Genomic DNA, 13606 nt, shown 5'->3' with positions numbered 1-13606 from the left:
CGGGGTGAAGACACTCGAACCATAGTGCACAAATAAAACCTGGGGATTGTTTTGGACCGTGAACCCGGCAACAAATCCGCATTAGCGTCCGGTTCGTCGTCATTTGTGACGCCCCATCACGAATGAACGGTCACGTGCGGGCGGTTTCCAAACGTGATGCGGCGCACGTTCCGGGCCGAAATCCGGGCCTACAGTTCCGACTTGTCCACTTGACCCTCGTCGAAAGTCAGGCTCCATGACCACTTCTCGGTCCACCTTCCGTGCAACGAGGAAGGCCACCACAGTCCGCGCTGCGATGATTGCTGCAATGGCATGCTCCGTTGCCCTCGGTTCCGGTTTCGCAGCACAGGCTCAGCCGGCACCCGTCCCGGTACCGGCACCGCCCGCAACCGTGCAGGGCAACACCGTTGTTCCGCCGGGGCCGACCGGCGCATACCCGAAGGCCTCGGATCAGGGCATCACGGCACCGAGCATCGATTCGGCTGCCCCCGCCACCGCGACGTACGACCCACGGACCGAGACCACCGGATACGGGCCCGATCAGAAGAACTTCCTGGCCGGATTCCTCTACAGCATCGTCAACCCCAACGTCGCACCCCAAGGTGCCAACGATTGGAACTGCAAGCCCACCGCCGCGCACCCCCGCCCGGTCGTCCTCCTGCACGGCACCTGGGAGAACGCGTACAACAACTTCGCGCGCATGTCGCCTGCCCTGAAGAAGGAGGGCTACTGCATCTTCGCGCTGAACTACGGAGACGGGGACTCCAGTGTCGTCGGCAATCTCCCGTCGCTTCGCGGTACCGCATCGGTCGCGTCCAACGCGAAGGAGATCGCCACCTACGTCGACGCTGTGCGGACGGCCACGGGCTCTGCGCAGGTCGACATCGTCGGCCACTCCCAGGGTGGGCTCGTCACCCGTCAGTACCTCCGTTTCGAGGGCGGTGCCAATCCGACCGACCCGACCAAGAACAAAGTGAACACGGTCGTCAGCGTCGCCGGATCGAATCACGGCACCACCCTCGTCGGCATCGGAACTCTGGGGCGCACCATCAACAACCTGGGACTCAACGTCCTGGGAGTCGTCGGTGCCATCGCCGGGCCGGCAGCTTCGGACCAGGTGATCGACTCGCCACTCGTCAAGGGACTGGCCGTCGGCGGTGACACCGACCCCGGCGTCAAGTACACCGTGATCGGCACCAAGTACGACGAGGTCGTCACCCCGTACAAGACGACGTTCCTCACCGCAGGCCCCGGTGCCACCGTCAACAACGTCACCCTGCAGGACGGCTGCGGCATCGACCTGTCGGACCACCTGTCGATCTCCGTCTCACCGCGCGCGATCGGCATCGTCAAGAACGCACTGGATCCGAAGGGCTTCCCCTCGAAGTCGATCCCGTGTGCCTACAACTCGCCCATCACGGGCCAGTAGTACACCGGTACCTCTGTTCCGCCGAGGGCGATCGGCCGATCGGGCCGATCGCCCTCGGCGGAAGTCCGGGTCAGTTCTGTGCTGGGGTCCACCCCAGCGCCGGGCCGAGCTTCTGCGCCGTGTCGGTCAGGATCTGCACGTAGTCCTCGTGGTCGAAGCTGAACGGCAGCGCGAACGCCACCTCGTCGACCTCGCGAAAAGATCGATTGGCGTACAACTGCTCCGCGATCTCGTCCGAGGTACCCACGAGGTCCGGTGCGAACATCATCCGAGCCGGCCCCTGCGGTGCTCCGGTCCGTGCAGTACGCGCGTGAACGTAGTCCTCGTACTTGCGCTTCTGCGCGGCGGAAGCACTGTCGGTGGGGATGACCACCAGCCCCTGGGAGACCCGCGCGTCGGCCCCGGCCGGGTGAGCCTCGCGGAACCGCGCGATGTGCGCGCGCTGGATCGCATCGAAATCCGTCGACTCCTCGGCGCGCACCACACTGCTCACCAGAAGATTCATCGCGTTCTCCCCTGCCCACTGCGCAGAACGGAGACTGGCCCCGCCGTACCACATTCGGTCCCGTAGACCACGCGAATGCGGTTGTACCCGTTCGGAATACGCTTCGATTCCCTCGGTCCCCGACCACGTGGACGCAGGTTCACCGGCTACGAACCGAAGCAGCCGCGAGACTCGGTCGTAGCCGAAGTCCTCGTCCTCGGCGGTGTCGGGATACAACGAGTGTGCGACGCGATCGAAGTGCATCGGTTGTCCCACACTGATTCCCGCGTTGACGCGCCCACCCGACAGCACATCCACCGTGGCCAGGTCCTCGGCGAGACGCAACGGGTTCTCCCAACCCAACGGCGTCACCGCAGTACCGAGCATGATGCGGTCGGTACGTTGCGACGCGGCGGCCATGACCGCGATGGGAGACGAGATACCGAACTGAAGGTGACGATGACGAAGCCACGCACTGTCGAATCCCAGCCGCTCCCCGAGTTCGATGATGCGCAGCGTCGATTCGTGGCCGACCCCGGGTGCGTTCTCGTCGAAGAGCCCGATGGTCAGAAATCCGAGCGAACGCAGGGGCCTGGATGGTTCGGGCACGTCTGGACCTCGTTTCGTGAAAGTCCGGCCAGCCTAATTCACACCGTCGTCGGTGTCGTGAACAGCGGGGGTGAGACGGCGAATCTCGGTGCCGCCGTACTCTAGCAGGCCGAGGGACGCGAACGCTTCGAGCCATCCGACCATCGGCCACCGGCCCCACCGACGGAAGAAGATCCGAGCGTTGACGACGATGTCGTCGAGATGTTCCACCGGAGGATCGGACACGGGATGGAACTGGTGGTACGCGTGAGCGCCGCCCACCCACCGCAACCCGATGCCCGACGCGCGGGCCGTGGCCGCGAAATCCGTGTCCTCGCCCCCGTACCCGGTGTAGTCCTCGCAGAAGCCGCCGATCTCGCTCCACGTGTCGGCGTGCACGGCGAAGGACAACGACCAGAACAGGTCGAAATCGTGTCCGGGTTCCACCGCGCCCGCGGGCGGATTCGGTCGCGCCGCATGTGGTGCGGTGAGCGCGATCAGTGCGTCACCTTCGATCCCGATGCTGTCGGGTTTGAGGTAGGTCACCGGCCCGCACAACAGAGTTCGCCGACTGTCGGGGCGCAGTGCGGCGCGGCGATACCTGTCGAGCATCTCCGGGGCGGGTATGCAATCCACGTCGAGGAACACCACCAGCTCGGCACCCCGACCGAGGGCAGCGGCTGCCCCGAGGTTACGCGCTCGCGCCACCGGCAGCGGGGTCTGTGCATCCATGTCGAGAACCTTTGCTGCAGAGCCGGATCGGGCGACCACGCCTGCAATGTCGTCATCGCCCATGGCGACCACGATCTGCTCGACGGGCCGGTCGGTGGACTCGGCCAACCCGCGAATCTGCGCGGCGAGATGATCGTGACGACCCGAGACCACGGTCACGACAACCACTTTCATCGTCGAGCCGTCCCGGACGCAGCCTGCTCGATCGCGCGAGCCGCCCGATCGGGTGCACCGTCGGTCCCGAGCAGCGACCATGTCCGTCCGCCGATGCCCAGGGCGCAGTCGGCAGCGCGTCGCCACCGATCGACCGAGGGCCACTCGTCGAGCACCGCGGCGATGGATCCGGCCGCCAGTGCGTGCGCGGTGGCAGCCTGCTCGTCGAACGGCCGGGCTTGCGGAACCACGATGGCCGGTGTGCCCGACGCGGCGACGTCGGCCACGGCGTTCTGCCCGGCGTTGGTCACCACGAGGGCCGCTGAGCACAGCACCGGCCACACGTCGTCCACCCAGTCGCCGCCCGCCACTCCGAGTGTGCGGAAGTCGAACCGGTCGTCCGCGGCGGACCACGAGTCCACCAGTTCACGGGTCAACGAGGTGCCACCCGCCGCGCCCAGTACGACAACCGGGCCTTCGGTGGCCGCAGTGTTCGAGCCCTCCGTTCGGGCTCGTCCGGCGAACCGGCTGATCGAGCCCGAGTACGTCGTCTTTGCGGCGTACGGATGCAACCATGCCGGGTCGTACACACTGCGTGACCACGGTGCGAGAATGTGCGTCGCCGCGCGGTAGGCCATCGCGTGGACGGGATCGGCCCGGTGTCCCGGAATCGCCATGACGATCACCCGGACACCCATCAGCCGCAGAAACATCGCCACTTCCACGGACACATCGACGACCACTGCCCGCGGTCGCTCACGCGCAACCCAGTCGGCAATGATCGCCATCCGTGCGGTCAGTCCGTCGACGTCGTGGGGTGCCCAGTGCACCACTCCCCCCGCCGAGATGTCGTCGGCGGCTGCCTCGCCCACGGTGTCGTTCACATCCAGCGGGAGTGCGATCCATTCCGCTGCAGCATGTTCCGGAGGCCGCGCCCGCGAGGACAGCACCGTGATCGGCTCACCCAGGCGGCGCGCAATCGCGTCGGACCGAGTGACGTGGCCTACCCCGTGGTGGTGTGCGTAGTAGCCGATCATGCAATCGCGAGACCGTGGGCGGACTCCGGTGCCGATGCGGACTCGAGGGTCGATCGGTACAGCTCCTCGTACTCGTCGACCATCCGGTCCACCGAACACACCTGCTCGGCGCGCGCCCGCGCGTCGTGCCTGTTCAACGCTGCCGCGGCGGGAATGGCAGCGGCGAGCCCGGCCACGTCGTCGGCGGGTACCAACACTCCGGACGAGGCGTCGATGATCTCGGGTATCCCTCCGCGGGCGAATGCTGCCACCGGGGTACCGCAGGCCAGGGCTTCGGCGACCACCAGACCGTACGGCTCGGACCACACCGGCGACACCAGCGCGACCTCGGCACCGGCCACCAGCGCGGCGAGGGCCGGCTGATCGAGGTGCCCGACGTATCGGACTCGATCGTCGAGCAGGGGTTCGACGACACCGTGGAAGTATTCGAGGTTGCTGATGGGTCCGGCGATGCGTAGCGACCGGCCGGCGAGCTTCGCGGCGGCGATGGCCAGGTGCAATCCCTTCTCGGGAACCAACCGTCCGGACCACACCACGTAGTCGCCGCCCGCACCGAACGGCCAGTCCTGCAGCGAGATCCCGTTCCGGATGACGATCGTCCCGGACGCGACGTCGGCCCATTGTTCGGCTGCGAACGCACTGACAGCAGCAAAAGTGTTGGCACCGAACGGAGCCAGGGCAACAGCCGACTCCAGCCACGCGAACGGCGGCGTGTGCAGAGTGGTCACCATCGGCACCGGCAGTGTGGCGGACATCGCCAACGGCAGGTAGTGCAGGCTGTGGTTGTGCACGATGTCGAACGAGTTCGACAGCGCACCGGCCAGTTCCATCATCACGGCGAGGTATGCGTGGTGCTCGCGAACCGCAGTGGGGGTGACCGCGAGATCGGCGAGGGCAATCGGTGTCAGATCCAGCGTTCGGACCGGCAACATCGTGGCATCCAGATCGACGCTCGATCCGTCTGCGGCGAACAGACTGACGTGGTGCCCACGCTCGGTCAGCGCCCGCACCAGATTGTAGACGTGTGCCTCCAGACCGCCCGCGAAAGGCTGTGCCACCGGAAAACTCGATGACGCCAGCACCGCGATGCGAAGTGGCTTCTCGTTCAACGCATCTCCTTTGTCACTGCTGCGTAGATCCCAGCGTGGGTCGCTGCGATTCGTTGTCTCTGCTCGGCCCGGGTTGCGGCGTCGAGCGCTGTGGTCCGATCGGCGTGGGCCGCCTGCACGGCTGCCACCACCGTGGCGGGATCGAACGAGTCGGTGTTCATGACGAAACTGTGAATCGGCGCTTGGTCGGCATAGAAGCCGCAATCGGACGCGACGACGGCCGTTCCCAGATCCCGACATGCTTCGAGCCAACCCGAATGTGTTCCGAACCGATACGGCAACACCGAGACGTCGATCGAAGACAGGTAGTCCCACAGTTGCTCGTCGTCGAATCGGGCGTGCACCCGCACATCGGCGTCGGGGAAACTGTTGTAGTCCAGCAACTTCGCGCCGACGGTCGGGTCGTACCAGTGGCCGGCCGTGTCGAACACGTCCTCGTCGATGTCCAACCGCACCGTCGCAGCCGGTAGCGATCGAGCCGCCTCGACGACGGCGTCCATCACCGCAAGCGGGTCGATGTTCGCTCGCAGGTTCTTGGCGTGGACTCCGATGACGAACGAGTCCGACACCGGGCGTGGGACGTTCATTCTCTCGAGAGGCACCACGTGTGGGTGCTCGATCACCGTCGCATGCACGTTCCACCGATCGGCTATCCACGCAGCTGCTCCCTCGGTGAGGGTGATCACGGCATCGGCACCACGTATCAACACGTCCAACTGCTCCAGATGACCGGTGTTGTCCGCGAAGTGGGGATTGTGCGCGTCGTGGACCGTGAGCACCAGGGGCTTGCGATGGGCCCTCAAGTACTCGACCGTGCGGGTCAAGTCTTCCGGTGAGAAGGACTCGAAGCCGAAGTGCACGTGCAGAACGTCGAAGCTCGAATCGGGTTGCTCGGCCAACCACCCGGCGTCGAGGAGACGAGGCGGCCACCACTGGCCCGGCACATCGACGCGAACCGGCGTCGGATCGGGCAACAGCACCACCGAGTTACCGGAGCCGTCGGGCACCGGCTGCACGTGCTGTACGTACACGTGAGAGGAGGGTACGGACGCAATACGAATCATGAATTCCTTCGGGTACAGGTCAGACGAATCGTGCCTGTTCCCGACACGCGCATGGGGTCTGTACCCACTTCGTACCGAGTTCAATCGCGGTTGGCGTCGCAGGTTCGGCGGGGCTACGTTGACCAGAAGAATGGTCGAACACACGCACTCACACGACGTCGGGGCAGACATGGACGGGCGTACTCGCCACTACGGCGATTTCTACGGAATATCGGGGCTCGAGGCCGCGCCACGTACACCCGTCGACGATCGCCCCCTGTTGCTCATCTGGGGTAACTGCCAGGCCGAGGCGATGCGCATTCTGCTGAGCTCGGATGCGGCGATGCCGTTTCGGACGGTACGAATCCCGCCGGTACACGAACTCGAATCCGCCGATCTGCCGCACGTCGATCGATTGGTCCGGCAGACCTCGGTACTGCTGACTCAACCTGTGCGGGAGGGCTATCGGCATTTGCCGCTCGGGGTCCCCGATCTGACACGATCACTCCCGCCGCACGCCGTGGTACTTCGTTGGCCCGTGCTGAGATGCGCTGCGCTGCATCCTTTTCAGATCATCGTTCGACATCCGAGCGACCCAGCGGCCGTTCCGGATCTCGTTCCGTACCACGATCTGCGGACGATTGTGGCCTTCGAGCGTGGCGTGCGGTCCGGCGAGAACTGGGACCTCCCGGTATCCGACGCCGGCTTTCGTGATGCCGCGCAGGCGAGCCTGGACGAGCTACGACGACGCGAGAGCCGCGACACCGATATCTCTGCGTCCGACCTGTTCCAGAGTGCGGGAAGCCGTGCCACTCATACGATCAACCATCCGACCAACGTGGTGTTGACTGCACTCGCGCAGCGGATCCTGGACCACCTCGACACCGCCTGCACTGTGGGTGATCCAGGGAGAGAACTGCTCGGCGGTGTGCGAGCGCCCGTCGAACGTCGGGTACTGCGCGCCCTCGGCCTCCCCGGTGATGCTCGCCCAGACTGGACGGTCGACGGTTCCGACGTGTCCAGCGACGTCGTGCACCGCGCTCACCTCGATTGGTATGCGGCACATCCCCAGTTCGTCGACGCCGCACTGGCCCGCCACTCCGAGCTCCTGCGAATCCTGCAGACGACGCCGTGATCGCACCCGTGCATCATCTCGTGGTCGGCCCACCGGACCACGGAGTCGTCCGGTGTGCCCGCGACATGGCTACGGCCACAGCGAGTCCCGTGGTGACCGCTCCCGACCGACTACCGCCCGACACTCCCGTCCACATTCACTTCACCGACCGGCTGTTCGGACGTACCGCGCACGAGGCAGCCGATGCCATTGTCGCACTGGCACAGCAGCATCGAGCCCGCATCACCGTTACGCTGCACGACGTACCCCAGATCTCGGACGGCTCCGCGTTTGCGGCACGCACCGACTGCTACCGCCGAGTGATCGACTGCGCTGCAACGGTCGTGGTGTCGAGTGTGCACGAGCGACTGCTTCTCGAGGACATACTCGACAGCCGACCCGACATCCGGGTCATTCCCCTACCGATAGACCGCCCGGCACTACGATCCGACGACGTCGTCCCCCGGCGAGTCGTCGGGATTCTCGGGTTCGTCTATCCGGGGAAGGGACACAGCGAAGTACTCGGTGCCATGTCTGCACTGGACACCGACGTCGGGTTCGAGATCGTCGGGGCCGCGTCGGCCGGACACGAGGACGTGCTCGACGAACTACGCGGCACTGCCCGGCATCTGGGCAGGCCGTTTTCGACGACCGGCTTCGTGCCCGATGCCGAACTGGGCGGCCGGTTGCGGTCCATTGCTGTCCCGGTTGCTTTCCACCGGCATGTATCGGCATCCGGTTCGATCAACACCTGGATCGCGGCGGGCCGTCGCCCTCTGGTCCCTCGTGGTCGATACGTCGACGAGATGGCCGTCAATTCGCCCGATGCGCTGTGGATTCACGAGGACACAGTGGAGGGCCTGGCCGAGGCCATGGCAGAAGCGTTACTCCGACCCGAGAAAACATGGCAGTCCGCCGACTCGGCACCGTATCCATCGCCGGCGCAGGCGGCCGACCTGTACAGCTCCCTGTTCCGAGAAAGCATGGCTCTACCGTCCATCGCGCTGCCCGATGGCCGCTCGGTGGTTCCGCACAATCGGTGGGATCTGGCACCGACCGCATCCGACACGCCCCGAGTGTCGGTCGTGATTCCCTACTTCCGGCAGCAGCACCAGCTCGACCTGGTTCTGACAGCGTTGACCGCGCAGACCTGGCCCGCGTCCCGCATCCAGGTGATCGTCGCCGACGACGGATCTCCCGAGGAACCGACCGTGGAGGAATTCGGCTCGGCTCTCGACATCACCGTCGTGCGCCAACCGGATCTCGGATTCCGGGCCGCCGCCGTACGTAACCTCGGTGCGTCCGCAGCGCGCGGAGACATCCTCTGCTTCCTCGACGCCGACACCGTGCCCGAACCCGACTACATCGAGGAATCGGTACGCCTGATCGTGGCCCTTCCCGATGCGGTGACGGTGGGTAGGCGTCGACATGCCGATTTCGGCGGGTGGTCGCCCGCGGACGTCGGGACCTGGTTCGAGGGGCGATCTGCGGGCCCGACGGAATTCACCGAGCCTCCATGGCTTCGTGACGGTTACGCCGGCTCGCGAGATCTTCTGGACGCGGACCGTCGTTCGTACCGATACGTCATCAGTGCCGTGATGTCCTGCAGCCGAACGTTGTTCGAGGAACTCGGCGGGTTCGACCCGACGTTCGTCGGGTACGGCGGAGAAGACTGGGAATTCGCGCATCGGGCCTACGCCGCAGGTGCCGTCCTGGCCCATCGGCCGCGAGCAGTCGCCTGGCACGACGGGCCCGACTGGGCCGAACGCACGGGCGGAGACCGAGAGCGGAAGAACGCCGAAGCGCTGATGCTGGCCTCCCGCATCACCGACCCTGCGGCGCGTACCCAGGGTCTGACCTACGCGCTGCCGGAGATCGTCGCGGTTGTCGATACCACCGGGCACAGCGCTGCGTCCCTCCTCGAGACCGTCGGCTCGGTCCTGAGGCATCCTGATTGTCGAGTGTGGATTCACGGACCCGGTGCCGACGAATTACGGCGGCAGTGGGGCGACGCCGACTGCCGCATCCAGGTAGGTCTTCCGGGAGACACTGCACGTTCTCACGCGGTGCTCGAGGTGCGCGGCCTCGTCCTGTTCGGTGCCGACGCACTACGTCGTCTCGTGGAGACAGGAGCGGATCGTCTGACGGTCGACGTGGGCAACTCGGGCACGGTCGAGCTGCGCACCTCTCGGTCGAGCTGTCGCGCTCGACGGTGGTCGTCGACGATGGGAACGGCTTCCGAGGACCTCGCGGAGGCCCTGTTCGGGCACATGCATCGGACAGGTGCGGAGTTCGGGCTCTCCGCGGGCGAGGTTCAACCGAAACTTGCGTGGTGAATGTGGGGTGGTTCCGGTGTCGACTCGACCGAATCGGGTACGGCCAGTGGGAGAATGTAAGTCGGCGGCAGACGAAAGCAACGGCGAGATCGGGCGAATGATGAACAGAACGCTGTATTCGATGATGTGGATGATGGCGATTATCTTTTTCGTCGCTTTGCTGTGGGGCACAGTCGGTTACGTGTACGCAGACACCCATCCTCTGCAGCGAGCGGCATTCGTCGGAGGCGGAGTGTTGATCGCGGGATGGCTGATTCTGTTCGCGGCCGTCGGGATCAAAATATCGCGGCTCAAAGCCCGCAGGAGACAGAGCAACTCCGACGAGCAGTAACTGTTGGAGCCGCTCGGGTGTGGGTTTCGAATAGGCGGGTATACACCGACGAATCTTTCGTAGAGTCGGTCTTTCGATTTGCCGAGCAAGGATCGTCGATGGTCAACCAGCGCAGCACACCGAGCCGGCGCACTTCGTCCGAACTTCCGGCGACCCGCCAGGAATATCTGTCGACATGGTCGGGTCTGCACAGCAACATCGATCCATCGTCGTCGGTGCTCGTGTCGACGTGGCTTCGTCTGGTGTACTTCGTGAGCGCCCCGCTCGTGCGCGCGTCCGTCTCTGCCCACGTCGTCACCGTCGCCGCGGTGGTTGCGGCTGCAGGCTCGGTGGCGTTGTCCCGGCCGGGCACCTCGCTGCCCCTCCTGGCGGCGGTGCTCATCGTGTTCTCCGGGCTGCTCGACGGTATCGACGGCGGCGTGGCCATGATCGGCCGTTCCCCATCGCAGTGGGGCTATCTGCTGGACACGGTGTCGGATCGGTGCAGCGATCTGCTGTTCCTGGCGGGCAGCCTCGCGCTGGGCGCTCCGATGCCCATCGTCGTTGCCGTCGGTGTGACGACATTGCTGCACGAGACGGCCCGCGCGCGTGCCGTCGGAGCCGGGATCTCCGACGTCGGCTTCCTGACGGTGTGGGAGCGGCCGTCTCGGGTCGTTGCCGCCGTCGTCACCGCGACCGTTGCGGGCGCGGGCCCCGGTAGCGCTCAGACGTCCGCGACGATCGGAATATCGGTGACGTGTGGGCTGGCCGTTCTCGGGTTCACCCAGCTGATGTTCGGGCTGTACCGACGGGCCGATCGAACTCGGCGGTGATCAGCCAGCCGGCGAGCGCCAGCACGTGAAAGACGAACATCCACAGCATGATTGCCACACCGCCGCCGATGTCGGTGAGACCACCGAACGGTGCACCGAGGTCGACCGGAATGGCCAGGAACAAGATGAAGCCGTGCACGAACCCGGTGACGATCGACGACGTGACCAAGGAGCCGGCCACGAGTGCCCGCCACCCCACCGCCCGCGGCGCGATGACCCGGTAGGTCCAGGCAAGCGGAACGGCCAGGATCAGCCATAGGCAGTTGAACCCCAGAAATATTCGTAGTGCCAGCGCACCGGCACCCCCGCCGCCCGTGGTCGCCTGCAGGACGCGTGCGACGGTCAGCACCCCGAGGAGCAACACCGGGGCGGCAACGAAAAAGGGCACCATCGCAGCTCTGCCTCGCCACCCGGTGAACGTTTCACGGGTCGGGGCGAAGCGCACGATCGCCCTCCGCAGACCCTCTCCGTAGAACGTCGCGGGAAAGATCGAGATCACGACCCCCAGTGGTCCCAGGTGTATTCCGGCATCGGCCAGGCCGTCGAGCGCCGCGCGGGCACCCAACGCATCGGGCAGTAACGCAGACATGGCGTCGAATCCGCCCTGTACCCACTGCGCCGACACCAACAACACGGTCGCCCGGATCGTCAGAAGCAGCAGAGGGACGACGGCGATCACCGCGTAGAACGTCAGTCCGCCCGCGATCAGCGTGGTGTCCTCACGCGCGAAGCCGGCTTTGATCGCCTGCACTCCGCGAACCGCCCGAACGCGAATGGATGTCATCGCGCGCGTTCGGAGCAGGTCCGCCGATCGATCGAGCGGTTATTCAAGGGTGACGTCCACGGCGTCGATCACTTTGAGGAACGGGCAGATCGACGTGGCCTGCGCGAGTACGGCCTCCGGGTTGTCGGTGCCCGGTAGCGACACCGACAGTGCGAATTTCGCGTCGTAACCGGATGCGTCGGAATCGGTCAGCACGACGGTGCCCTTGACCGCGAGTTCGTCGACACTGCCGCCGACGGTCCCCAGTGCGATTCGCAGTGACTCCACCAAGCAACTCGACAGCGCTGCGGCCATCAACTGCTCGGGGTTGGTGGCCTCGCCCGGGCCACCGAGTTCGGCCGGTTCTCGCACACTCAACGACAGCACTCCGTCGTCGGAGGTCACGCCGGTCGCAGTTGCAGAGACGGTTGCTGTGTACAGCTCGGTAGTCATCGGTGTCGGATGTCCATTCCGCTGCCGATCGAAACCGTCGAATCCCGCCGACACGAGTAGCGGTTCGGACGTGTCGCTGTTCACACCTGCGGTACAGCCGTTTGACAGAACTTACCGGCGGGTAACACCCGAACAGGGCCGAGCATCACGCTGTGACCCACAGGCATCGGCCGGATCCATGTACCCACCCACCGAAAGGGGAGCACCATGAGCACATCGACTTTGATCGCTCAGTTGCGGATTGCACTGCAGCTGACACACACCGAAATTCAGGTCGCGGAAACCCGCGTCGTGCAGGCGCGCACCGAAGCGGTTCGTCGGGAACTGACGCAGAACGCCGCCAACGGACGTGACCGCGCCGCCGCTATCGAGGAAGCACTGCGCAACCTCGGTGGCCTGCCCGAGGTAGTGGCACCGTTCATCGGGCGCACGTTCGCAGCGGTGAAGGCAGTCGCCGAGCAGGCGCAGCCGTTCGACGAGGCACTGCTGGGCGATCTCGCCCTCGAGCAGCAACTGCTGGGTCGAGCGAAGTACATCAAGGCTTTGGCGACAGCAGCCGAGGAACCGTCCGTCGTGGCACTGGCCGGCCGCTTGGCAACCGCGCACGCCGCCACGGTCGAATGGCTCGAGACCGTCCTCGCCGAAGACGCCCTGGGTGGACCCGCCGCACTGCGCCGGACGCCTCTCCAGGCAGCTGCCGGCACCGCAGTCAAGATCGTCAACGCACCGGCCAACTGGTCGGCCCGCGGTCTCGACCGCGCACTGGACGCCGCTCGCGCCACCCCGGACCGACTGAGCGCTCTGCTGGGCCGCGGTGCACACGCAGGCGACGTCGCCGTCAGAACGTTGACCGCCAGCCGCGATGCAGCACTCGAAGCCGCCGAGGATGTCACCCGTAGCGAAGGTGTCGACACTGTCGCCGACGCCATTCACACCGCTCGGTCCGCCGGTGGAACTCTCGGTGCCGACGAGCTTCCCGTAGCCGACTACGACGACCTCAACGTCTCGGACGCGGTGGCCGCCATCAAGGAACTGACCACACCCGCCGATGTACGCACTGTCGTGGCGTACGAAGAGGCACACAAGAACCGCCACGGAGTCGTGTCTGCAGGACAGACTCGCCTGGCAGCAATCGCCAAGGACGTCATCTCCGTCGACTGACGACGATCGACCGTTCCTTCTGCGAATACCGATGCGGCCCGTGAAGTTCCGGGCCGCATCG

Annotated in this window: 13 protein-coding genes; 6 read left to right on the top strand and 7 right to left on the bottom strand. The window is 65.7% G+C overall.

What is annotated here, in order from left to right; genetic code table 11:
• The first annotated feature begins 235 nt into the window (after nt 1-235).
• Nucleotides 236-1429, top strand: coding sequence for an esterase/lipase family protein (locus tag ASH04_RS18295; protein ID WP_057474197.1), 1194 nt, complete (start codon nt 236-238; stop codon nt 1427-1429).
• A 70-nt stretch (nt 1430-1499) separates the two neighbouring features.
• Here ASH04_RS18295 and ASH04_RS18290 read toward each other — a convergent pair whose 3' ends face one another.
• From ASH04_RS18290 to ASH04_RS18270, 5 genes are read right to left on the bottom strand one after another with little or no spacing between them, the layout of a single operon-like run.
• Entirely contained in the window at nt 1500-2522 is a 1023-nt protein-coding gene (locus ASH04_RS18290; protein ID WP_057474196.1) for an LLM class flavin-dependent oxidoreductase, read from the bottom strand.
• A gap of 33 nt (nt 2523-2555) precedes the next feature.
• Nucleotides 2556-3392, bottom strand: a complete 837-nt coding sequence (locus ASH04_RS18285; RefSeq protein WP_442971203.1) for a glycosyltransferase family 2 protein — start codon at nt 3390-3392, stop codon at nt 2556-2558.
• Between the two features lie 11 nt (nt 3393-3403).
• On the bottom strand, nt 3404-4423 hold the full coding sequence (locus tag ASH04_RS18280) for a glycosyltransferase (protein WP_027496216.1): 1020 nt from the start codon (nt 4421-4423) through the stop codon (nt 3404-3406).
• A complete protein-coding gene (locus ASH04_RS18275) occupies nt 4420-5532 on the bottom strand; it encodes a glycosyltransferase (RefSeq protein WP_032371103.1) in 1113 nt (370 codons plus the stop codon). The genes ASH04_RS18280 and ASH04_RS18275 overlap by 4 nt, the downstream gene beginning before the upstream one ends.
• Nucleotides 5529-6563 (bottom strand): glycosyltransferase family 1 protein, encoded by a 1035-nt coding sequence (locus ASH04_RS18270; RefSeq protein ID WP_235580042.1) that lies wholly within the window; start codon nt 6561-6563, stop codon nt 5529-5531. Before ASH04_RS18270 ends, ASH04_RS18275 begins: the two co-directional genes overlap by 4 nt.
• Nucleotides 6564-6765: 202 nt before the next feature.
• Here ASH04_RS18270 and ASH04_RS18265 point away from each other — a divergent pair, with 202 nt between their 5' ends.
• The 4 genes from ASH04_RS18265 (at nt 6766) to ASH04_RS18250 (ending at nt 11168) form a co-directional block, all read left to right on the top strand.
• On the top strand, nt 6766-7710 hold the full coding sequence (locus ASH04_RS18265; protein WP_057474292.1) for a WcbI family polysaccharide biosynthesis putative acetyltransferase: 945 nt from the start codon (nt 6766-6768) through the stop codon (nt 7708-7710).
• A gap of 65 nt (nt 7711-7775) precedes the next feature.
• Nucleotides 7776-10025 (top strand): glycosyltransferase, encoded by a 2250-nt coding sequence (locus ASH04_RS27280; protein ID WP_235580041.1) that lies wholly within the window; start codon nt 7776-7778, stop codon nt 10023-10025.
• Nucleotides 10026-10122: 97 nt separating this feature from the next.
• Entirely contained in the window at nt 10123-10356 is a 234-nt protein-coding gene (locus ASH04_RS18255) for a hypothetical protein (protein ID WP_094622014.1), read from the top strand.
• 98 nt (nt 10357-10454) lie between these two features.
• Entirely contained in the window at nt 10455-11168 is a 714-nt protein-coding gene (locus ASH04_RS18250; RefSeq protein ID WP_057474193.1) for a CDP-alcohol phosphatidyltransferase family protein, read from the top strand.
• Here ASH04_RS18250 and ASH04_RS18245 read toward each other — a convergent pair.
• Entirely contained in the window at nt 11116-11952 is an 837-nt protein-coding gene (locus ASH04_RS18245) for a YihY/virulence factor BrkB family protein (RefSeq protein WP_048319871.1), read from the bottom strand. The two genes, ASH04_RS18250 and ASH04_RS18245, sit on opposite strands and share 53 nt — an antisense overlap.
• A gap of 39 nt (nt 11953-11991) precedes the next feature.
• Nucleotides 11992-12384 (bottom strand): OsmC family protein, encoded by a 393-nt coding sequence (locus ASH04_RS18240; RefSeq protein WP_027496209.1) that lies wholly within the window; start codon nt 12382-12384, stop codon nt 11992-11994.
• A 207-nt stretch (nt 12385-12591) separates the two neighbouring features.
• On the opposite strand from ASH04_RS18240, the gene ASH04_RS18235 reads away from it, so the two are divergent.
• Nucleotides 12592-13545, top strand: coding sequence for a hypothetical protein (locus ASH04_RS18235; protein WP_032371105.1), 954 nt, complete (start codon nt 12592-12594; stop codon nt 13543-13545).
• Nucleotides 13546-13606: the final 61 nt, after the last annotated feature.

Origin of the sequence: Rhodococcus sp. Leaf233 (assembly GCF_001426165.1) — a bacterium.
In the GTDB taxonomy this organism is placed as follows: domain Bacteria; phylum Actinomycetota; class Actinomycetes; order Mycobacteriales; family Mycobacteriaceae; genus Rhodococcoides; species Rhodococcoides fascians.
Note: the sequence above shows the minus strand (reverse complement) of the source record. Positions and strands in the feature narration are given on the sequence as shown.